The organism is Kitasatospora atroaurantiaca, from assembly GCF_007828955.1.
GTDB classification, from domain to species: Bacteria; Actinomycetota; Actinomycetes; order Streptomycetales; family Streptomycetaceae; genus Kitasatospora; species Kitasatospora atroaurantiaca.
In genome coordinates, this window is sequence record NZ_VIVR01000001.1 from 533,202 (window position 1) to 554,545 (window position 21,344).

Genomic DNA, 21,344 nt, shown 5'->3' on the forward strand with positions numbered 1-21,344 from the left:
GGCCCCACGACAGCCGGGAGATGGACACGGCCACTGACGAGCGACCCGGACCGTCCGAGGGGCGGGCGACTCCGGCCACTCGATGCCCGCGCACCCAAAGTGGTGGACGGAGAGCGGGCCCGGGGATTTTCGCGAATCCTCATCAGCGGCTCCGTCGCCACCACGCCCGATTAGCCTGGCCGGATGGAGAACACGGGGAAGATCGACGAGGTCGAGGTCCTGCCTTTCGCCGACGAGCAGGCGTTCGCGAGCTGGCTGAGCGTCCATCACACCAGACACGAGGGCGTGTGGCTGAAGCTGGCCAAGAAGGGCACCGGGATCCCGTCGCTGACGAGCGACCAGGCGGTCGACGTGGGCCTGTGCTACGGCTGGGTCTCCGGTCAGCGGCGTGGACTCGACGAGCGGTACTACCTGCAGAAGTACGTCCCCCGGCGGCCGGGCAGCCTCTGGTCGCAGGTCAACGTCGAGAAGGTGGCGGTCCTTGCTGCCGAGGGCCGCATGCGCGAACCGGGCCTCGCCGAGGTCCGCCGCGCGCAGGCCGACGGCCGGTGGGCGCGGGCCTACCACTCCCAGCGCACCGCCACCGTCCCCGACGACCTCGCCGCCGCGCTCGCGGCCGACCCCGCGGCCGACCGCGCCTTCCAGGCACTCGACCGCACCGGCCGCTACCTCACCATCCTCCCCCTCCTCCAGGCACCCACGCCCCAGGTCCGGCAGACCCGCCTGGAGCGTACGGTGCGCCGCCTCGCCGCGGAAGGACGCGGCGGGGAGGACCCGGCACGCGGCGCGGCGACGTAGGTCCGGTGTGGCCGGCTCGCGGGTCACCGGGGTTTGCGCCCAACCACACCGCTGCGCCTACGAGGCGGTGGCCCCGTCCGCGCCTCTGCCGCCGTGCCCGAGCAGCGACCTCCTCACCACTGCCACAGGAAGGCGGCGCCGGGACAGGATTCGAAGGCGAAGGCGTAGGCCCTGCCACCGCCCCGAAGTTCATCGCGGTGCTGGGGTCCGGACCTTCCTGAAGCTGGGCGATCAGGGGCATCGGGCGGGCACAGGAGGAACAGGACGGGGTCTCATCGGCCTGCAGCCATGCAGGGCAACCGCCGAGCCGGCCGAGCACGGCCGACGTCGGATTCCCGGTCCTCGCCGCCCAGGCCGCGCGGGCCCGGTCGTAGTCGGGCTCGTTCTCGTGCTCCAGGCCGACGGCCCGGGTCGCCCCGAGCACGAACACGCTCTCGTCAGCGACCTCGTCGTCCTCGGCGTCGGCGTCTTCGTCCTCCTCGTCCTCCTCGTCCTCCTCGTCCTCCTCGTCCTCCTCGTCCTCGGCGAGCTGGGGCAGCGGTATCGGCTGAAGACCGTCAAGCGGGAAGTCCGCCGCCGGCGGCACACCACCCACCCGGGTGACCAGCGGCGTCCGCCGCAATCGGGCCGGCATCGATCATCAAGGTCGTCATTTCGCTCGACGATCCACCGCATCGCCTCCAACTCGCGGCACGGATAGGGTGACCGCGTGGAACAGGACGAACAGCTGCTTCTCAGCTCGTCGTTCGGAGCGGCGGCGGCCGCCTACGCCGAGCATCGCCCGGACTACGCGCAGGCCGCGGTGCGCTGGGCGCTCGAGCCCGCGCCCGGCCTGCGGGTGCTCGACCTCGGCGCCGGAACCGACAAGCTGACCGCCGCGCTGGTTGCGTTGGGCGCCGACGTCATCGCGGTCGAGCCCGACCCGGCGATGCTGACCGAGCTGCGCCGCACACTGCCGGCTGTCCGTGCCCTGCCGGGGGGTGCCGAGGCGATACCGCTGCCGGACGCGTCCGTTGACGCCGTGCTGGCCGGCAACACCATGCACTGGTTCGACATGGCCGTCGCCGGGCCCGAGATAGCCAGGGTCCTGGCACCCGGCGGCATTCTGGCCGGCCTGTGGAACGTCATCGACGACCGGGTCGAGTGGGCCGCCGGACTTGAGCAGGTCAGCGGGAGCGCGGCCATCGGCCCGCGGGACACGCTCAGCAGCTGGCGCACCGCGACAGCGGACATGCACCTTCCGAAGAGTGGCGTCGCCCGGTTCGGCTCGCCGGAGCAGGTCGAGTTTCCGCACGGGCAGCGGCGCACCGCCGACTCCCTCGTTGTCACACTCGCGACGCGCGCGGGGATGCTCGTCATGCCGGAGCAGGAACAACAGGCCACGCTCGGCCGGATCCGCGCGTTCCTCGCGGGCAGGCCGGAAACCGCCGACGGCGAGTTCACCCTCCCGATGCTGACCGGCGTGCTGCGCGTCCGGCGGCTCACCTGATGTCGATCACCCTCCGCCGGGGCACCCGCCTCGAACGGCACACCGCAACCGCCTGACCCGCCCCACCCCGGCCCAGCAGGCACCCTCCCGGGCCGGGGGCTCCGTGGACTCGCCCTGGCCGAGCGCCGTCTGTACCCGGATGCTGTCGTCAATCTGGTCGACGGGCGACGGCTGGTACGCGCCCACTCCGCCATGGACGAGGAGCGGCTGCGGCTGTGGGCACGCTGGCTCACGATCGACGCGAACCTGAACGCCTTCGCGGCACTGAGGCCTTCCGAGACAGCGGTGGTGGTCCTGGCACCCCGGCCCGGCGTGCCGGACGCGACCCGGGCCGGCTGACTGGCTCACCGGCCGACGGCCCACGCCTGCCGGCTCAAGGCGGGCGACGGCTGGGCGATGCGGAACTACGTGCCGCCCGAGGCCGATTCACGGTCGCGGTCAGGAGCGGTCGCGGTCAGGAGCGGTCGCGGTCAGGAGCGGTCGCGGTCAGAATCGGGGACGGAGGGCCGGCCCCGGGCGTCGGCGGTGCACCATCGGGTAGACGTCCGGGCCTGCAGGGCGCCGTGCGCGAACGACACTTCCGCTGGCGGCTCTCCGTCCTCACATGGCGTCGAGGAATTCCCGTAGTGCCGGCTCGCTCGGCAGTGCGGACCCGGGTGCACGGCTTGCGCCCGTGCCGTTAAGGCGGCGGAGCCTGACAGCCGTCTCGGCGGCCATGACGGCCACCGGCAGCCCGTCCAGCACCACGGCGCCACCGAGTCCGAAGCTCCGCTCTCCGGCGAACAGAAGCATCGGATAGCCCCCGGCCGGGATGACCACGTCCACACCCAGTTCGAGCAGGGGACGCAGTTGCTGGGAGAACTCCTCCTTCATCCGCCGGTACAGCTCCGGCTCCGTGAACGCCCGGTTGAAGTCCGCGACTTCTGCGTCGACGGCGCGTACTGCGATCACCCGCTGCTGCAGCCCGTGCCGAACGATCTGCTCCTCGTGGTAGGGGACGAAGACCGGGCTGATGGTGACCAGAGCGATCTTGCGCCCCAGCGTGCAGGCGTGCAGCATCGTCGATTCCCCCAGCCCGATCACCGGGATGTCCACGGCGGCGCGGGCCTCGGCGAGCCCAGGCTCCTGGAAGTGCCCGATGACGAACGCGTCGTACCCCTCCTCCTGTGCCGCGATGGCGTTGCGGACGGCCTGCATCGAGCAGCGCAGCTCACTCAGGCGGTGCAGATGGCGGTCGCCGGGCGTCATCCCGTGGACGACGACCTCGAAGCCTGGATCCGCCAGGCCCTCGATGCGGCTGGTCAACCGGCCGAAGTACGGCGCGTCCACCCCGGGATCGGTGAAGCTCTGGTACCAGATACGCCAGGAACGATCCTCGCCCGTGGCCATCCCGCTCCCTCCGCATCTACGTCCACGCGGCCGGGGCATCCAGCGCCCGACTGCTGGATCGACCACCTCGACCGGCCACCGACTGTAACCCTGACGATGAGAAGGATCCGTCCTGACGCGTGCGAGCGATCTCATTGACACCGAATCAGCCCATTCGAGCGGTTGCACGAGGCGTGACGCACCCTCAGGCAGCCGGACGGCCGCCCGACCCACCGCGATCGGCACGACCCGGCCCAGCCCGAGCGGACGTGACCAGGTGGGTGGCGACATGGTCGCAATACCAGGCGTATACGCCTTCGGGGTGCGGCGCTGCGTCTCGAAGTCGACGTGGACGAGGCCGAGGCGCTGGTGGTAGCCCTCGGCCCGTCGAACACCCTGTCTTCGTATTCGCCTGCTCGAATCAGGCCGCGCGGGCGAAGCGAAGGTAGCGTCAGGCAAGTCGAGGTCTTCTGGATGGGCAGTGTGAGAACTTCCATCATCGGGAGACCTCGACGCCTACCCAGCCACCACCGCCGTGTCGGTCGAGGGCACGCCGCCGCTCGCATGCGCGCGATCAATAACTAGATGCAATACCGGTGACTTTGATGGGTTCTGGTCGTTGAGTGGGTTGTGCCAAGGCCCGGACAGGTGAAGTCGGCGGCGGACGAGCGGTTCGCGGATCGGATCGCGCTGGGGGTGTTGACCCGTGCGTTTCCGCCGGAGCTGGTCGACGAGGTAGTCGCGGAGTGCGGCCGGGTCGAGCAGCGTCACCGGCTTTTGCCGGCCAGGGTGGTCGTGTACTTCGTCCTGGCGATGTGCCTGTTCTGTGGGCAGGGCTACGAGGAGGTCGCCCGGCTCCTCACTCAGGGCTTGGAGCGGCAAGGCGGCCGAGGGGCCTGGAGGGTGCCGACAACGGCGGCGATCGGCCGGGCCCGGCTCCGGCTGGGCCCGGAGCCCCTGCGGGCGCTGTTCGCCCGGGTCTGCCGTCCGGTGGCCACGAAGGAGACGGCCAGCGCGTGGTTTCGCCGCTGGCGGCTCGTCGCGGTGGACGGCACCACGTTCGACCTGCCTGACACGGCGGGGAACGCGGAGTTCTTCGGCCGCCCGGGGACCTGCCGGGGACAGGGCAGGAGCGCGTATCCGCAGGCCCGGGTGGTGGCCCTGGTCGAGTGCGGGACCCATGCGGTGTTCGCGGCCGAGGTCGCACCGCTGACGGTCCACGAGACCGCGCTGGCCCAGCAGTTGTTCCCATCCCTGGGCCCGGGGATGCTACTGCTGGCCGACCGGGGCTTTCGCGGGTTCGACCTGTGGCGGGCGGCCACGGGCAGCGGCGCCGACCTGTTGTGGCGGGCCAGGAGCGATGCCGTGTTCCCGGTCGTGACCTCACTCGACGACGGCTCTTACCTGTCGGAGATCGTCGCGGCCCGGGACAAGAACCGCCGCGCCGATCCGATCCAGGTCCGCGTCATCGAGTACACCCTGGGCCCACGCGGCAAGGACGGCACCGTCTACCGGCTGGTCACCAGCATCCTGGACCCCAAGGCCGCCCCGGCCGCGGAACTCGCCGCGCTCTACGCCCAGCGGTGGGAGATCGAGACCACGCTGGACGAGATCAAGACCCACCAGGGCGGTCCCCGCCTCGTCCTGCGCTCCCAGCACCCGCGCGGGGTGGAACAGGAGATCTTCGCGTTCCTCCTGGTCCACCACGCCCTGCGCGATCTGATGCACCAGGCCGCCCGCCGAACCGACTGCGATCCCGACCGGATCTCCTTCATCCGCACCCTGCGGATCGCCCGCCGCCACGTCACCGGCCAAGCGGCGCTTTCCCCCCTCCCGACTCGCCCGGGCACTCACCCAGAGCCTGCGCGAGATCGGTGAACGGCTCCTGTCACCAAGGAGGTTGCGCACCAACCCCCGCGTCATCAAACGCAAGATGTCCAACTGGGCACTCAAACGCCTGACGCACTCCGACCCGCCGCGACCGGCCCCGCCCGGCGTCGTCCTTGTCGGACCGACCAAGACCGCCCCGACCTGCCGGAATTCAACCTAAATCACCGGCATTGCATCTAGAGCGCGAGCATCGCCGCGGCGACCTCATCGGCGGCCGCGTCGGGGATCGCGGTCGCGGCCTGTTCGAGCACCAGCAACCGCGCACCGGGGATCTCGCGCGCGAGCGCCTCGCCATTGCCGACCGGAAAGAACCGGTTGTGACGACCGTGCACCACGAGCGCCGGTATCGCGAACTCGGGCAGGCGCTCACGCCACCGCGGCTTGCAGTCGAGCTTGGAGAACACCAGGCCCATCTGGTTGGCCATCTGGACCGGCGGTTCCGTGCCCGGTGTGCGGTCGAAGACGCGCTCGGCGGTCGCGCGTGCCGCAGCGGGATCGTCGCCGAGGATCTCCGCTCTGGCGGCGGCGAACTCCGCCACGGCAGCGCGGTCGGACCAGTCGGGCGTCGGGAGCGCGAACCGTCGCTTCATGGCCGCCTTGTCGTGGTCGGGCAGATCGTTGTCGACCGGGCCGGGGGCGACGGGCCGCGTCCCGGCGAGGGTGAGCGCCGAGAACGCGTCCGGATGCTCGAGCGCGGCGACCTGGGCGACCATCCCGCCGACGCCGATGCCCGCCAGGTGCGCCGGCCGGTCGGCGAGTCCGCGGGCGAGCGCGGCCGCGTCGGCGGCGAGATCCCGGAGCGTGTACGCGGGCGCCTCGGGGTCGACGGTTGTCGACGCGCCGGAGTCGCGCAGGTCGTAGCGCACGACGTGACGTCCGCCGCGCGCGAGCGACTCGCAGAGCGCGTCGGGCCACGACAGCATGGTCGTGCCGCCCGCGAGCAGCATGAGGGGCGCCGCCGCATCGCCGAAGTGCTCGACCCCGAGCGTGACGCCTTCGGGTGTGCGGAACGAATGGACCCTCGAGTGCATCGTCAACCTCCCGGGCAGGTGCGCGACTGTGGCCACGCTACCCTGCATCGGCGACGCCGCCCCACGTCCGGCGCTAGACCCTCAACTGCGAAGAGCCGGATGACCTGACGGATGATCAGTTTGCGCCGTGAGGCGCTGTTGGTTCGAGCGGAGGTGGGAGACCTTCGCCGCTGACCTTGTCGCAGCAAGGCGGTGGAGCTGAGGGCAGCCTGATCCGGGTGATGCCGGGGAGGGCGGGAGCGGCCCTGACAACGTCGGGACGTGCCAGTACTGCCAGATGGTGCGGGTCCGGTAAGCGTGGTGGAGAGGAGTACGAGAGGAACCGGCGTCGTTACGTCCTAACTTCGTCACCGACTCCAATCTGGTGGATATGGGTCGGGCGCGGTGCGCACGGTCGCCTTCGGGGGCCGGAACTCCTGGGGCGTCTTATTGCTTGCGCCCGGGAGGCCATGAGGAAGGTCTGCGGCGTACTCATGGCGATGCCGCTGGGATACAGCCGGGCTCCTACTCCACCGAGCGAATCACAGTGAACACGGGAACCGCCTGTCCACGGTTCCCGGTCGGCGGGCCTCCAACTCGCGGGCCGGGATAGGCACATCGACTGCTGAACGGGATGGGTGGGGCGGAGCCGCCGTAGTACTCCGAGCCGGGGAAAGCCCGGCACATGGGGAAGGGCGGCAGCGGTTTTGAGAAGGGAGGAGGCTGCAATGCCGAAAGAAGCACCGGTGAACACCGGTGCCCTGCTGGAACAAGCCCCGTTGGGGCCTCGTCAGCGGGTATCGGAGATGCAGGCCAAGCTTCACCGTTGGGCGGCGGCCGATCCCGGCCGCCGGTTCGACGACTTGTTCAACCTCGTGCACGACCCGGCGACGCTGATCGTGGCGTTCGATCGGGTGGCCGGCAACCGGGGGGCTCGAACCGCCGGCGTTGATGACCTGACGGTCGCCGACGTGGAGGAGCGGATCGGAGTTCCCGGGTTTCTGGACGACCTGCGTGCTCAGCTCAAGGCGGGCACGTTTCGGGCTCTTCCGGTGCGGGAGAAGATGATTCCCAAGCCGGGCGGGTCGGGGAAGGTCCGGCGACTGGGGATTCCCGTCGTTGCCGACCGGGTCGTCCAGGCCGCGCTGAAGCTGGTGCTGGAGCCGATCTTCGAGGCCGACTTCAAGCCGGTCTCCTACGGGTTCCGGCCCAACCGGCGGGCCCAGGATGCGATTGCCGAGATCCACTTCTTCGGAACCCGCGGATACCGCTGGGTTCTGGACGCGGACATCCAGGCGTGCTTCGACGAGATCGAACACGCCCCGTTGATGGACCGCATCCGGATGCGGATCAAGGACAAGCGGGTCCTGGCCCTGGTGAAGGCGTTCTTGAAGGCCGGGGTCCTCACGGAACTCGGAGAGCTTCAGGACACCCACACCGGGACACCGCAGGGAGGCGTCATTTCGCCCCTCCTGGCCAACATCGCCTTGTCGGTGCTCGATGAGCACCTTCACCGGGCATGGGAGCCGGAGGGTGTGATGTCGACCCAGCGACAGCGGGAGAGGCGGCGGCGTATCAAGGGCCTGCCGAACTGGCGAGTCGTCCGCTACGCGGACGACTTCGTGGTTCTGGTCCACGGGACCGAGCAGGACACCGAGATCCTGCGCGAGGAGATCGCTCACGTCCTGCGGCCGATGGGCCTTCGGCTTTCGCCAGCGAAGACCCGCGTCGTCCACATGAGCGAGGGTTTCGACTTCCTGGGGTTCCACATCCAGTGGCGCCGCAAGCGAGGAACGAGCAAGTGGTACGTCTACACCTTCGTCGCTCAACGGCCCCAGCGGTCGGTGAAGGCGAAGATCCGTGCCCTGACCCGCAAGACGTCGCAACAGGACCTGGGTTACGTGCTGACCAGTCTGAACATGGTCATGCGCGGATGGGCCAACTACTTCCGGCACGCCGTCGCGAAGAACACCTTCAGCATGCTGGACAACTTCACCTGGTGGAGGCTGATCCGGATGCTGCGCGAGCGGCACCACTGGACGTGGTCGGATGTCCGCCGCCGGTTCGTCACCCCCTCCGGGCGGTGGCTTCCGATAGCGGCGGGCGAGGTCGAACTGCAGAAGATCAGCGCGATCCCGGTCACCCGGTATCGCTACCGCAGCAAGTCGATCCCCAGTCCCTGGCCCCTGCAAGAAGCTTGACGGCAAAGGCCGTGGAGAGCCCGTTGCGTTGAGAGGCGCACGGCGGGTTCGGCGAGAGGTCCGGGGAAACGGGCCGGGAGCAATCCCGACACCGCGCCCCGGGCCTACTCAGCGGAGCTTGGGCAGGTGGCCGTCAGAGATTCACCGCTCATTCCTACGGCACTACTCGTCCCGGGCAGTTTCGAGTTCCGCTGCCACCAGGCCACGATGCCCCCTAGCTTCGGAGTGCGCGGGGCCGGTCCGGTGGTCGCGGACCAGGCCGTAGGCCGTCGAGCTGATGAACTGTGATCGCGCAAGCACCGAGCGGGGCGGAGAAGGCCGGCCATGCCCGAGCCCGGATCCGATGCCCCCTGCTGCTGCGACAGTGCCGCCGAGGACAATGCGTAGGCCGTTGACCGAGTGATCGGACCACAGTGAACCTCCCCACTCGTTGGGAGTGGCCGGGCCGGCGTCCCGGGTCCGTGAATCAGCGTCGATGCATCCGCGCCCGACCCGCCGGACGGCGGAGGCCGCACCCCCCGAATGGCGGGTGGCAATTCCGGCATCCGTGGCGCAATCCGGCAGGCGAATGTGAAATGTCTCGGATTCAACGACAAACCGGCGGGAATCCTGCTGATCCACCGCGGAGCGCCTACGGATCACACCCGCCGTGAGACGTACCTCACCATGACATTCCCGCCCACCTGGAAAAGCCGCTGACTGGGCCTCAGCTCGTCTCCCTACCGACCCTGCAAGGATCTCGGATTGGAATCTGCAAGCACGCGAGAGTGCTAGCCTCTGTTTCATCGAGTGGGAGGCCAACTACTCCTCACTTCATGTCAGCTGACCCACGATCTGTGCACATCCGGACCTCTGGTGTCACACGCTCGATCCGTTCTGGTCCAGTGATCCCGTCGATTCGCGGTGGAATCCGAACTCCGCAGCTCGCCGACCTGGATCGTGTCCGACTCATCGGGCGAGGTCATGTACCGCGTGATCTCGCTCCGTCCTCGCATGCCTCAAAGCAGGAATCGATGCCCGTTCAACCAATAGCGGAACTCATACGCTTCGTGCGCCGCAATTCACCCTTCTATACGGAGCTGTACGCCGGCCTACCGGACCGGACGGCGAAGTTGACCGATCTTCCGGTCGTCCCGCAGACCGAGTTCTGGCAGGCGAACACGCCTCGCGACAACCGGCTGCTGACCGGGCCTCTCGAGGAGGCGGTGGTGTTCAAGAGCGGTGGCACCACCGGCTCGCCGAAGTTCTCGTTCTACAGCCGCGAGGAATGGCGGGAGTTCACCACGTCGTTCGGTGCCGGGCTGGTCGACGCCGGACTTCGTCCGGGACACCGGGTCGCCGATCTCTTCTACGCGGGCGACCTGTACGCCAGCTACACCTTCATCCTCGACGCACTGAACCACTCCCCCGTCGCCAACGTCCGGCTTCCGATCGGCGGGGCGGCGCCGCTCGAGTCGACCGCGCAGACCCTGGAGCAGTTCGAGGTCGAGGTGGTGGCCGGCACCCCGACGACGCTGTGCGCGCTGGCCGACCACCTACTGGCCTCCGGTCGCGAACTTCCATGCGTGGAGCTGCTGCTGTTCGGCGGCGAGGGCCTCTTCCAGGACCAGCAGCCGCTGCTCGGCAAGGTGTTTCCCAACGCCCGTGTGTCGTCCATCGGTTACGCCGCTGTTGACGCCGGGCTGCTCGGCCGGCCGGTGCCGGGACCGGACACCCGGGTGCACCGGGTGTTCGCGCCGGAGACGGTGGTGGAGATCCTCGACGACCACACCGGTGAGCCGATCACCCGTGAGGGTGTGCCGGGCCGGGTCGTGGTGACCGACCTGCGGCGCCGGCTGATGCCCGTGCTGCGCTACCCCGTCGGGGACCGCGCGGAGTGGACCGACGTCGCCGCCGGGCAGTTCCGCATCCTCGGCCGCGCCCAGGAGGGCGTCCGGGTGGGTCCGGTGTCGCTGTACACCCAGGACGTGCTCGACCTCGTACGGGCCGCCGACCCGGCAGGCCGGGTGACCGGTGTGCAGTTGGTGGTGCGCCGCTGGCGCGGCCGGGACGGGCTGGTGCTGCGCCTGGCCTGCGACGGCAACCCCGCCGGACTCCCCGAGCTCGCCGCCACCGTCGAGGCCGGGCTCCACGCGGCACGGCCGCTGTACCCGGAGGCGGTCGCCGCCGGCTACGTCCACCCGCTGACCGTCACGTGGGTGCGCCACCACGAGCTCGCCGTCAACGCAAGGACCGGCAAGCTGATCCGCGTTCTCGACGAACGGCCGCACGCATGACCGCCACCGGGGCGGCCACGCGCCGCCCGCCGCTTGTCCTGCGCAACCGGCGCTTCGCCGCCGTGTGGGCCGCGCAGGTGCTCACCCAGGCCGCCGGACGGATGTTCCAGGTCGGCATGGTGTGGTGGCTGGTGGGCTACGCCGCCGGCGCGAACCGCGGCCTCGTCTCCGGCGTCTTCCTCGCCGTCAGCACCCTGCCCGCGGTGGCGCTGGCACCGCTGGTGGCCACCCTCATCGCCCGTCACCCGCACCGGACCGTTCTCGGCGCCTCGGCCGGTCTCGCCGGTCTGGTCGCCCTCGGCACGGCAGGCTGGACGTACGCCGCAACCCCGCCGATGGCCGTCGCGTACGGTGCCGCGCTGCTGCTGGCGGGCTGCCAGGCGGTCTTCGACCCCTGCCTGACCACGTCCGTTCCCGAGCTGGTCGAGGACTCCGACATCGAGGCCGCGACCGGGTTCGAGCTGAGCACGCAGTCGCTGGCCGGGCTTGCCGGCGGACTGCTGGGCCCGCTGGTGGTCGACTTCGCGGGCCTGGCCGGCATCATCGCCGGGTGCGCCGGGGCCTACCTACTGGCAGCGGCACTGATCGGCGCGACCCGGTTCCCTGCTTTGGACGTACCGACCGCTGGCGGCGCCACACCCGCCCGGAGGCGACCACTGCGCCACATCCTGGCCGAACTGCCTTTCATCCGGCGCGTGTTGCTCTGCTTCACCGCGGCGAACCTGTTCACCACGGCGGTGTTCGTGGTGATGCCGCTGTACACCCGGACGGTCCTGCACGCCGACGGCTCGACGGTCGCCGCCCTCGAGGCGGCCCTGGGCGCCGGCACGCTGGCGGGCTCGTTCACCGGCGGCCGCCTCCCGGGTGCGCCCACCGCGGTCGGCGCCGGCTGCCTGGGCCTGATGGCCGCCGCGCTCGGCCTACCCGGCGTGTCCGCCGGCCAGGCCTCGGCGATCGGGTCGATGGCGGTCGCCGGCTGGTGCGTGGGCGTGATCGGCGTGCGGTTCGTGGCGCTGTTCCAGCGGCTGGTGCCGGCCGAGGACCGGCCCGGCTTCTTCGCGGTGATGCAGGCGCTGCTGGGGGCGACCTTCCCGGTGTCCTCGCTGGTCTTCGGCCTGCTCGGCGACCACCTCTCGCCGCGGACACTGTGCCTGCTCCAGGCCCTCGGCGTGCTGCCGGTCGCCGCCGCGCTGTGGTGGACCGGCCGGCGCGAACCGGTCGCCCCGCAGGAGGACCCGGCCCCAACCGCACAGCCGATCAGGAGCGTGCGATGACCGTGACGATCGCTCCCGCGACCCCGCAGGACGTCGCGCAGCTGCGACAGCTCTACTTCGACGTCTACGGCCACGGCTATCCGGTCGCGCTCGGCAGCGACCCCGAGGAGATGCGCCGCCTGATCGCCGACCCGCACACCCACTGGCTGACCGCACGTCACGAGGGCGCCGGCCACCTGGCCGGGTCGGTGGCGGTGCAGACCGACCCCGGCAGCCGGATCGGCAAGCTGGTGGGCCTGGCGGTCCACCCGGAGCATCGGGGCGGCGGGCTGGCCGGTCGGCTGACCGCCGACGTGTGCCGGGACGCGTTCGCGACCGGCGCCCTGGACTCCATCTACGCGACCGTCCGCGTGGTCACCCCGGGCCCGCAGCAGGTCTTCGCCCGCAACGGCTTCCGGGCCATCGGCCTGATGCCGAACGCCGTCGAGGTGGCCGGGTGCGAGAGCCTCGCGCTGTTCGCCCGGCACGCCGACGGCGTCCTGGCCCGGCGGGAGAGCGTCGGCCAGGTACCGGGAGCCCTGATCCCGCTGCTGGAGGCAGCCCGGCAGAGCACCGGCCTCGAGTACGGCCACCCGCGCGCGACGGACGGCCCCGCCCTGCCCGCCGGGCGGACCGCCCCGGTGACCGCGCCGATCGAACTGATCACCGCGCCCGGCTTCGTCCGCCGTCGGTTCCTGGAGCTCCTTCCCGACCCCGGAGAGCGGTTCTTCCCGCTGCACCTCCCGAACGCCGTCCTCACCCCGCCGGACGGCGCGTTCGAGGCGTACGCCGACCTGGACCCGGTCGCGGCGAGCTGCTCGCTGGTCGCGGTACACCCGTCCCCGGCGGCCGTCGCCGGGGCGCTGGAGCCGCTGATGGCGGCCGTCACCCGCGCGGGCGCCGACTACGTCGAGACGCTGCTGCCGCTGGCCGACACCGCCGGGCTCGGCGCCTTCCTGGCCGCCGGGTTCATCCCGAGCGCCGTCTACCCGGCGATGCGCCGGATCGGCGACCGGTTCCACGACTACGTGGTGCTGTCCCGGACCAGCCGTCAGATCGACTTCAGGACCACTGCCGTCAGCGCTCGGCTCCAGCCGTACCTGCGGTCCTACCTGACCGCCTGGACCTCGACCTACCTACCCCTTCCCGAGGTTGCCCCATGAACATCCATCTCGCGCCGGTCGAGGTTCCCGACCCCGCCGCGCTCCCGCACGTACAGCAGCTGTGCGACCTGACGTCCCCGTACGCCGCCGGGCCCGAGGCCGACGCCCTGTTCGCCGCCGCGATGGCCGAGACCAACGCGTGGCACGCGCAGCGCTCGCCCTTCCTCCGCTCGCTGCTGGACGGCCCGGCGGAGACCCCGGCGCCGACCGTCGGCACGGGGGTCCGCACACCCCTGGTGCACGCCAACTTCTTCAAGCGGCACGAAGTGCTCTCCATCCCACGGGAGGAGGTGTTCCTCCACCTCACCTCCTCCGGCACCACCGGCCAGAAGTCGCAGATGTTCTTCGACACCTGGACGATCCGCTCCGCGCAGCGCATGGTGGCCCGGATCTTCGACCACTACGGCTGGATCACGCCCGACCAGCCCGTCAACTACCTGCTGTACAGCTACGAGCCGGCGCCGCAGCTGAAGCTCGGCACCTCGTTCACCGACAACTACCTGTGCGACTTCGCCCCGGCGAACCACACCACGCACGCGCTGCGGCACACCGGCAGCGGCCACGAGTTCGACGTCCACGGCTGCATCGAGGCGCTGCAGCGGTTCGCCGAGGACGGGCTGCCGGTACGGATCCTGGGCTTCCCCGCGTTCCTGCACTTCACCCTGGAGCGGATGCGCGCACTCGGGCTGCCGCCGCTCCAGCTGCCCGCCGGCTCCCTGGTCCTGCTCGGCGGCGGCTGGAAGGGCCACACCGACAAGCAGATCGGCAAGGACGAGTTCTACACCGAGGTCACGGAGCAGCTGGGCATCCCCTCTGAGCGGATCCGCGACACCTTCGGCTCGGTCGAGCACTGCGTGCCGTACATCGAGTGCGGGCACCACCGGCTGCACGTCCCGGTCTGGTCGCGGGCGGCCGTGCGCGACACCCGCACCCTGGAGCCGCTGCCGTACGGCGAGCGCGGCTTCCTCCACCTGGTCTCCCCGTACATCACCTCGGTGCCGGCGCAGAGCGTCGTCATGGGCGACCTCGCCTCGCTGCACCCCGAACGGGAGTGTCCCTGCCCGCTGCCCACGCCGTGGTTCACCATCCACGGCCGCGCCGGGGTCAGCCGCAACCGCAACTGCGCGGCGGCCGCCGCCGAACTCCTGAAGGGACTGTCGTGACCACCGGACCCCACTACTGGCAGGGCTCGTTCATCGACGACGACGAGGCCGCCCGGCGGCTGGCCGAACTGCCCGAGCTCGCCGCGCAGACCCTGGCCGAACCCCTGGCCACCGAACTGGTGCTGAGCGCCTGCCAGCGCCTCACCGACGCCCTCGGCACCGCGGGCGGCCCGGTTCGCACCCGCCTCCTCGCCGAGCTCACCCGCGGCGGCATCGACCCGGACGAGGCGGCGGCGACGCTCGCCGAGATTGCCGACGCGATCGCCCGCCCTGCCCTGGAACGCAAGCTCCGTCGCGAACTCGGCGGGCTGCGCCCCGAGCGGTTCACCCGGCCCGACGGGCGGGAGACCACGTTCGAGGCGTGGGCACCGGTCGGGCTCCTCGTCCACATCGCTCCCGGCAACGCCGCCGCCGTGGCCCCGCTGAGCGTGATCGAGGGCCTGCTCACCGGCAACCTCAACGTGCTCAAGACCAGCAGCACGGACACCCTGCTCGCGCAGCACCTGCTCGCCGAACTGGCCGCGGCCGATCCCACCGGCGCCCTCGCCCGGCGGATCGTCGCGCTGCGCTTCCCCTCTGCCCGCACGGAGTGGCTGCGGCTGCTGTGCGAGCCCGCCGATGCGGTGGCGGTGTGGGGCGGCGAGGACGCCGTCCGCTCGGTCGCCGATCTGGCCCCGGCCGGCTGCCGCCTGGTCGAGTGGGGGCACCGGATCTCCTTCGCCTACCTGACCCGTGACGCCTGGTCGGACCGGGCGACCCTGGACGCGCTCGCCATCGACGTCTGCCGCTTCGAGCAGCAGGCCTGCTCCAGCCCCCAGGTCGTCTACCTCGACACCGAGGACGAGGGCGAGCTGTTCGCCTTCGCCGAGCGCTTCGCGGCCCACCTCGCCGACGCGTCCGCCGGGCTGCCCCGGCCCGAGCTCGACGCGGCCGAGCACGCCGAGATCACCACCACCGAACTGATCGCCCGGCTGGAGGAACACCTCGGCCTCACCCGGGTCGTCGCCGCCGAGGACGGCTCCTGGCGCATCCTCGCCGACACCCGCCCTGCCCTGGCCGCCTCGCCGCTCCACCGCAGCGTCTGGGTCAAGCCGCTGCCCCGCACCTCCGTCATGACCGTGCTGCGCCCGATGCGCCGCTATCTGCAGACCGCCGCGATCGGCGCCGGCCGCGCCGACACCGCCCGGTTGTCGCAGGCGGTGGTCGCCGCCGGCGTGCTGCGCGTCACCCCGGTCGGCGGGATGCTCGACAGCTACCACGGCGAGCCCCACGACGGTGTCTACGCGCTCCAGCGCTACAGCCGCCGCGTCAGCGTCCGGGCGGACGGGGCCTTCGCCACCACCGCCTGCCTCGACGACCTGGCGGCGCCAGCCGTCGTCCCCGCCGCACCGAGCGGCCCGCTGCTCGACAAGTCCGGGGTACAGGAGCAGCTGCGCACGCTCGCGCCGGACCACGCCCACCTCTACTTCCGCAGCGGCGGCAGCACTGGCGCCCCCGCCCTGTCGGTGTTCACCAACGCCGACTACGACATCCAGATGCGGGCCGCCGCCGAAGGCCTGCTCGCCGCCGGGTTCGATCCGGCCCGGGACCGCGCCGCCAACCTGTTCTACTGCGGCGGCATGTACGGAAGCTTCATCAGCTTCTTCTCGATCCTGGAGCGCCTCAACGCCACTCAGCTCCCGATCGCCGGCGGCCCCGACCACGCCGCCACCGCCGAGGCGCTGGTGACGTACGGGGCGGACACGGTGTTCGGCATGCCGTCCTACCTCTGGCAGCTGTTCCACTCCCAGAACACCGTGCTGCGCGCGTACGGCGGGATCCGCAAGGTGTTCTACGGCGGCGAGCACTTCACGGCGGAACAGCGCCGGGTGCTCACCGAGGAGTTCGGCGTCGAGCTGATCCGCTCGGCGGCTTACGGCAGCACGGACCTGGGGCCGCTCGGCTACCAGTGCACCCACGCCGAGGGCTCGGTCCACCACGTCCTGACCGACCTTCACACCCTGGAGATCCTGGACCCGGAAGCCGACCGCCCCGTGGCTCCCGGGCAGCCGGGCCGACTGGTCTTCACCAGCCGCACCCGGGCCGGACAGCGCCTGGAGCGGTACCAGATCGGCGACCTCGGCCGCGCGATCGAGGGCGTCTGCCCCTGCGGCAGCCACACCCCTCGGATCGAACTCCTCGGCCGGTACGGGGATGTCGTCCGGGTCGGTACGTACTTCTTCAACGTCCGGCGCTTCATCGCGGTGGCAGAGGAGGAACTCGGCTACCGGGGAGAGCTGCAACTGATCCTGGACGCCGGTGACGGGCGGGAGCGGGCCACCGTCCGGCTCGACGAGCGGTACGCCCCGGACGGGAAGGCTGCCCGCGCCGCCTTCCTGACCGCCATCCCCGAGCTGGGATCGGCCGTGGCCGAGGGACTGCTCGCCTGCACGGTCGAGACGGCCGACTCCGCCGCCTTCGAACGGACGCCCACCAGCGGCAAGCTGCGGACGGTGATCGACCGGCGGCAGATCACCGTGTGACTCCGCGCTCGGCCAGGGACCCGGTACCCCGGGGCCCCTGGCCGAGCGCGGCCGGTGTCCTTCACGACACGAAGGCGATCAGCGGCGAGGCACCTGACGAGCTCGGTCCGCCCGCCCTCGAGCGCGGCGAGCAGGTCCGAATTGGTGCGGCCGGAATCTCCGCCCACCGTCTTGCCACGTCGGCCGGAGGGAAGCCATCGCCAGTCCATGTCAGAGGATCTCAGCGCGCATTGTCCCCTCCGGAATCACCACGCCATTGACCGCGGAGCTGTCGCGCCCCGGTATTCGACCGTCAGCCTTCACCTCGAGGTGTCCCCGACCAGATCGCGCAGCTGGCGGCGAGAGGTGATGCCGAGCTTGACGAAGATTCGGGACAGGTGGAACTCGACCGTCTTCGAGCTGAGGTAGATCTCGGCGGCGGTCTCCTGATTCGTCAGTCCCCGGGCCACCAGGTGGGCGATGGTGCGTTCGCGGTCGGTCAGCGTCTCCAGCTTGTCCTTGCCGGCCTCCGGGGTGTGCAGCCCGTAGGCGGCGAGATCGGCAACGCAGCGCTGCTGGAACGGCTGTGCCCCCAGGGCGGCGAATCGGGCGTGGGCGCTGCGCAGCTTCTCGCCGGCGCCCTTGCGGTCGCGCAGGTGCTGCGCGAGCAACCGGCCGTAGGCGTGCTCCAGGAACGCCCGGTGCAGCGGTGCGTCGTCGACGGTGACCGGTCGGGACAGTCCTTCCTCGTAGCAGGTCTGTGCGGAGGAGAGGTCGCCATGCTGCTGGGCCAGCCGACCCGACAGCCAGGCGATCGCCACCTGCAGGTAGCCGGCGTCCTCGGCGAAGGCCTGCAGCGCCCGCAGCGACGCGGCAGCCTCCTCCAGGCGGCCCGTCGCCAGCAGCGCCTCGATGTGCAACGGCCGCCAGCTGCCTTCATGGATCGAGAGCAGGGCCGTCGGCTCGCGCAGCACGGCTTCGAGCCGGTCGATCAGCACGCGGTGATCGGCACGCGCCTGGGCCAGCGTGGCTGCTGCGATCGCCGGCCACACCGCGTACGCGCTCAGACCCAGGGCCGCCGACCAGTGCTCGGCCGCCCGCACATGCTCCTCCGCTCGCTGCCACTCGCCGCGGCCGGAGGGCACCAGCGAGGCGATGGTGTGCGCCAGGACGAGGCCCCACGGTTTGTCGCCCACGGCGGCGGCAGTGATCGCGTGCTCGGCGTTGATCGTCACCTCGTCCCAGCGCCCCAGCAGGTACTGGGCCATGCCGAGGGCGGCATAGGTGTACTCGTCCTGGAAGTCGCCGGTCCGCTCCAGACGCAGGGTCGCGGCAAGATCGTCGGCACCGGTGGCGTGGTCCCCGGCAACGGTCCGGTACACACCGCGCCACCTCAGCAGGATCGCGTGCTCGGGTACGACCTCTGCCGGGGTGTCGGGGAGCCGCGCCACCCGGGCGAGCTCCCGCAAGGCGGCCCTCGGCCCCGCCAGCCCGGCCATCGCCGCCATGAGTGCCGCAGTCGCACGCGGGGCGACATAGGCATCGTCGGCAGCGAGGTCGAGCACGTCTCGAGCCGACCGGACCGCGTGTTCGAAGTCGCCCAGCCACGTGTCGGCGACGGACAGCACAATGCCCGCCATCGCCGCGATCCAGGCGGTGTCCGGTGCCCCGCGACCTTCCTGAACCGCCGATGACAGCTGGGCCCGGCCGGTCGCAAGCTCGTCGCGTGAGACGGCGTAACTTCCGAGGACCAGGCTGCGCAGAGGCGACGGAGCGCAGGCCTCCGCTCTGCCGAGCAGCGGTTGGACCCGCACGATCTGGCTGCTGCCCATGAGCTGCGCCGCGGCGGTCAGCAGACGCCGTTCCTGCGCGTCTCGTTGCTCGGAGAGGTCGGCCGCCCACAGCAGAAGCGTCGCGGCCCGGGCGGGATCTCCTGCGTCGAGGTGCTCCCCGGAAGCCGCTTCCAACTCGGCGGCGAGCTCGTCGTCCGCGTGGGCTGCGGCGGCGACCCGGTGCCGCCACGACGCCGCGCGGTCCACCAGCGCGGCCGCGGCCGCGTGCAGGTCCCGTCGACGTTGTGGGGCGAGTGCCTCGTAGACGGCCTGGCGCTGGAGCGGGTGTCGCATTCCGACCGGGCTGGTCGGCTCCGCCGGCCACCACCGCACCAGCCCGGCGGCAAGGAGCGGCTCAAGCGCACCCGCAGGGTCCACGATCTTGACGAGGTCACCCGCGAGCCGGAGCGGTGACCGTGTGTCAAGCACGGCCAGCGCCTCGAGCAGGTCTCGGCTGTCCTGCGGCAGTGCCGCCACACTGCGCTCGATCCCGTCCGCGAGGGATGGCGGTACGGGCAAGGGGTCCGGCAGGCCCGATTCGCTCCCGACGGGCAACTCGGCAAGGATCGTCTGTACGTACAACGGATGACCGGCCGTGTGCCGCCAGAGGCGCTCGACGGCGGAGGGACTGACCGATGGGGCACCTGAAGGCGCCATTCGCTCGGCGAGCTCAGCGACCTCTGCCGCGCTGAGACCGGAGAGGAGGAGCCGGCGGGCGCGGACCCGGCCGGCCATCAAACGGCGCCACTCCTCCGATCCTCCCTCGCCCGGCTGCTGCACCGTGCGGGCGGTCAAGATGATCAGCACGCGGTCCGCCCACAGGCGGCGCAGGACGAACCCGAGCGCCTGCAGCGAGGCGGAATCCGCCCATGGGACGTCGTCGACCACGATCGCGACCGACCCGCCGGCCTGAAGCTCCCCCAGCAGTTCCAACAGCTGCGCTCCGACGCGAAACGGTGCCCTGTCGGCCCCGGTCAGCCCCCGCAGTAACGGGAGCTGCTCCACGTCGACCGCAGGCGCCAGAGCCGCCAGCTGGCCGACCATCCCGAAGGACAGGTCCGCCTCCGAGGCATCGCAGGCCGCCCACAGCACGGTGCAGTCGCCGAGCTCCGCGACGGCCCCCCGAACCAGCGCGGTCTTACCCCGATCCCCGGCTCCCCTTCCACCGACACCACGCACGGCCGACCGGCGTGCACCGACTCCGCGCACTCGCGCAGCCGGGCCAGCTCCTCTTCCCGCCCCACAAACCGCTCCGCGGTCCAGTCATCCATCCACTGGCCCGCTGAGGGAGCGCGCGCCCTGTTGCCGGTCATCCCGAACCGTCCCACTGCTCAGCGCCTGTCCAATCGACCGGACCCGCGCCATGTCACCCGAAGTCTGTTCGCCACCATCGTCGCCCCTCCGGCTGCGCCGGACGACCGGGCCCGAGCGGTGGTCGGCGGACTACCGAACCACAGTCCTACCGTGGATCCCGAATGAGTCCGGACTCGTCCTGACCATGGCGGGAGGACTTCTCCATGCCCGACCGGTGCTGGATGTCGTCGTGAGGGCAGAACAGCGGTCCGTCTCCATTGCCGGGCACCGCCCGGAGGTGGGCGCGGGCGCCACACTGGGCGCAGCGAACCTCGGTTACGAGCCCGCGAGCGATTCCGACACACATGGTCGACCTCAAATCGTGAATCCTGCGTCCTGTCGTTACTGCAGGTGCGCGCGGCGGAGCACTCAGCTGGGACGGGCGAGCGACAGCCCGAACCGGACGATCTTGCCAGTGCCGTTCGACTCGGCTTCCCACCTGTCTGCGAGGCAATCGAGGAGATGGAGGCCTCGACCGCCCGTGTCGTCGAGCCGTGCTGCGCGCGTCGACGGCAAGGGACTGCCGTCCTGATCTGCGACCTCGACCCACACGTGGTCCGCTACGGACCGCACGGTGATCTCGAAGGTACGTCCGGCGTGAGCATGCCGGACCGCGTTGGTCGCCAGCTCACTGGTGAGCAGGACCGCAGTCTCGATCAGATGCAGCAGGCCCAGCCCGCCGAACGCTGCCCTCACATGGCCGCGGGCCCGGGCGACGCTCGAAGGTCTTCGGGGAAGAGTGAGACTGAGTCCTCGCCCGTTCTCGTCGGATCGATCGGGAGAAGCGCGATACTCGGCTACGGCTTCCATCAGGATCACCTCTCGTGTCCCCGCCTCGGCGTCGGTGTGCCCGACTGACCTGCCCTTTCACCATCCCTGGTCTCGGTCGTGTGCATATCCGGGAATTTCCCTAGTTCTCCCTGGACGAAGTAATGCCGAAGCCCGGTTCTCCCGGTGAAATGATCTCCGTGAACTCGGAGCGCCTGGCTCGGATCGGCGCCGGCCGGCTTCGGGGCCCCGGCTGCGGACAGAGGCTCACACGCTCGG

16 protein-coding genes are annotated in these 21,344 nt (G+C 71.0%); 11 read left to right on the top strand and 5 right to left on the bottom strand.

From position 1 onward, the window contains the following. Nucleotides 1-183: 183 nt before the first annotated feature. The 4 genes from FB465_RS02505 (at nucleotide 184) to FB465_RS35545 (ending at nucleotide 2,626) form a co-directional block, all read left to right on the top strand. Nucleotides 184-798: a YdeI/OmpD-associated family protein gene (locus FB465_RS02505; protein ID WP_145787193.1), complete on the top strand. Its 615-nt coding sequence runs from the start codon at nucleotides 184-186 to the stop codon at nucleotides 796-798. 388 nt (nucleotides 799-1,186) lie between these two features. Beyond that, nucleotides 1,187-1,498, top strand: coding sequence for a hypothetical protein (locus tag FB465_RS02510; protein ID WP_145787195.1), 312 nt, complete (start codon nucleotides 1,187-1,189; stop codon nucleotides 1,496-1,498). A 9-nt stretch (nucleotides 1,499-1,507) separates the two neighbouring features. Then, the gene (locus FB465_RS02515; protein WP_145787197.1) at nucleotides 1,508-2,287 is read left to right on the top strand and encodes a class I SAM-dependent methyltransferase; all 780 of its coding nucleotides are present in this window, start codon (nucleotides 1,508-1,510) and stop codon (nucleotides 2,285-2,287) included. Between the two features lie 192 nt (nucleotides 2,288-2,479). Next, entirely contained in the window at nucleotides 2,480-2,626 is a 147-nt protein-coding gene (locus FB465_RS35545) for a hypothetical protein (RefSeq protein ID WP_170290474.1), read from the top strand. A 261-nt stretch (nucleotides 2,627-2,887) separates the two neighbouring features. Here FB465_RS35545 and FB465_RS02520 read toward each other — a convergent pair whose 3' ends face one another. Next, a complete protein-coding gene (locus tag FB465_RS02520; protein WP_145787199.1) occupies nucleotides 2,888-3,676 on the bottom strand; it encodes an aspartate/glutamate racemase family protein in 789 nt (262 codons plus the stop codon). A gap of 609 nt (nucleotides 3,677-4,285) precedes the next feature. Here FB465_RS02520 and FB465_RS02525 point away from each other — a divergent pair. Further along, a complete protein-coding gene (locus tag FB465_RS02525; protein ID WP_145787201.1) occupies nucleotides 4,286-5,533 on the top strand; it encodes an IS4 family transposase in 1,248 nt (415 codons plus the stop codon). Between the two features lie 188 nt (nucleotides 5,534-5,721). On the opposite strand, the gene FB465_RS02530 is transcribed toward FB465_RS02525, so the two are convergent. Further along, nucleotides 5,722-6,576, bottom strand: a complete 855-nt coding sequence (locus FB465_RS02530; protein ID WP_145787203.1) for an alpha/beta fold hydrolase — start codon at nucleotides 6,574-6,576, stop codon at nucleotides 5,722-5,724. Nucleotides 6,577-7,193: 617 nt separating this feature from the next. Between FB465_RS02530 and ltrA the strand changes: the two genes are divergently transcribed. From ltrA to FB465_RS02560, 6 genes are all read left to right on the top strand, one after another. Then, a complete protein-coding gene (ltrA, locus tag FB465_RS02535; RefSeq protein WP_484140822.1) occupies nucleotides 7,194-8,756 on the top strand; it encodes a group II intron reverse transcriptase/maturase in 1,563 nt (520 codons plus the stop codon). A gap of 1,013 nt (nucleotides 8,757-9,769) precedes the next feature. Then, entirely contained in the window at nucleotides 9,770-11,032 is a 1,263-nt protein-coding gene (locus tag FB465_RS02540) for a phenylacetate--CoA ligase family protein (protein ID WP_145787207.1), read from the top strand. Next, a complete protein-coding gene (locus FB465_RS02545; RefSeq protein WP_145787209.1) occupies nucleotides 11,029-12,306 on the top strand; it encodes an MFS transporter in 1,278 nt (425 codons plus the stop codon). Before FB465_RS02540 ends, FB465_RS02545 begins: the two co-directional genes overlap by 4 nt. Continuing rightward, a complete protein-coding gene (locus tag FB465_RS02550) occupies nucleotides 12,303-13,448 on the top strand; it encodes a GNAT family N-acetyltransferase (protein WP_145787212.1) in 1,146 nt (381 codons plus the stop codon). Before FB465_RS02545 ends, FB465_RS02550 begins: the two co-directional genes overlap by 4 nt. Further along, nucleotides 13,445-14,611: a LuxE/PaaK family acyltransferase gene (locus FB465_RS02555; RefSeq protein ID WP_145787214.1), complete on the top strand. Its 1,167-nt coding sequence runs from the start codon at nucleotides 13,445-13,447 to the stop codon at nucleotides 14,609-14,611. Before FB465_RS02550 ends, FB465_RS02555 begins: the two co-directional genes overlap by 4 nt. Continuing rightward, a complete protein-coding gene (locus FB465_RS02560) occupies nucleotides 14,608-17,133 on the top strand; it encodes an acyl-CoA reductase (RefSeq protein ID WP_145787216.1) in 2,526 nt (841 codons plus the stop codon). Before FB465_RS02555 ends, FB465_RS02560 begins: the two co-directional genes overlap by 4 nt. Nucleotides 17,134-17,432: 299 nt before the next feature. On the opposite strand, the gene FB465_RS02565 is transcribed toward FB465_RS02560, so the two are convergent. The 3 genes from FB465_RS02565 to FB465_RS02570 form a co-directional block, all read right to left on the bottom strand. Beyond that, nucleotides 17,433-20,123 (bottom strand): LuxR C-terminal-related transcriptional regulator, encoded by a 2,691-nt coding sequence (locus FB465_RS02565; RefSeq protein WP_145787218.1) that lies wholly within the window; start codon nucleotides 20,121-20,123, stop codon nucleotides 17,433-17,435. A 280-nt stretch (nucleotides 20,124-20,403) separates the two neighbouring features. Next, complete coding sequence (locus FB465_RS37825; protein WP_425461117.1) at nucleotides 20,404-20,604, bottom strand: DUF7455 domain-containing protein; 201 nt, start codon at nucleotides 20,602-20,604, stop codon at nucleotides 20,404-20,406. A gap of 62 nt (nucleotides 20,605-20,666) precedes the next feature. Continuing rightward, entirely contained in the window at nucleotides 20,667-21,107 is a 441-nt protein-coding gene (locus FB465_RS02570) for an ATP-binding protein (protein WP_246193109.1), read from the bottom strand. Nucleotides 21,108-21,344 lie beyond the last annotated feature (237 nt).

Coding starts and splice junctions, on each gene's coding strand:
- FB465_RS02545 (WP_145787209.1), top strand. CDS start 11,029: ATGACCGCCACCGGGGCGGCCACGCGCCGCCCGCCGCTTGTCCTGCGC.
- FB465_RS02570 (WP_246193109.1), bottom strand. CDS start 21,107: ATGGAAGCCGTAGCCGAGTATCGCGCTTCTCCCGATCGATCCGACGAG.
- FB465_RS02530 (WP_145787203.1), bottom strand. CDS start 6,576: ATGCACTCGAGGGTCCATTCGTTCCGCACACCCGAAGGCGTCACGCTC.
- FB465_RS02520 (WP_145787199.1), bottom strand. CDS start 3,676: ATGGCCACGGGCGAGGATCGTTCCTGGCGTATCTGGTACCAGAGCTTC.
- FB465_RS37825 (WP_425461117.1), bottom strand. CDS start 20,604: ATGTGTGTCGGAATCGCTCGCGGGCTCGTAACCGAGGTTCGCTGCGCC.
- FB465_RS02550 (WP_145787212.1), top strand. CDS start 12,303: ATGACCGTGACGATCGCTCCCGCGACCCCGCAGGACGTCGCGCAGCTG.
- FB465_RS02505 (WP_145787193.1), top strand. CDS start 184: ATGGAGAACACGGGGAAGATCGACGAGGTCGAGGTCCTGCCTTTCGCC.
- FB465_RS02555 (WP_145787214.1), top strand. CDS start 13,445: ATGAACATCCATCTCGCGCCGGTCGAGGTTCCCGACCCCGCCGCGCTC.
- FB465_RS02540 (WP_145787207.1), top strand. CDS start 9,770: ATGCCCGTTCAACCAATAGCGGAACTCATACGCTTCGTGCGCCGCAAT.
- FB465_RS35545 (WP_170290474.1), top strand. CDS start 2,480: ATGGACGAGGAGCGGCTGCGGCTGTGGGCACGCTGGCTCACGATCGAC.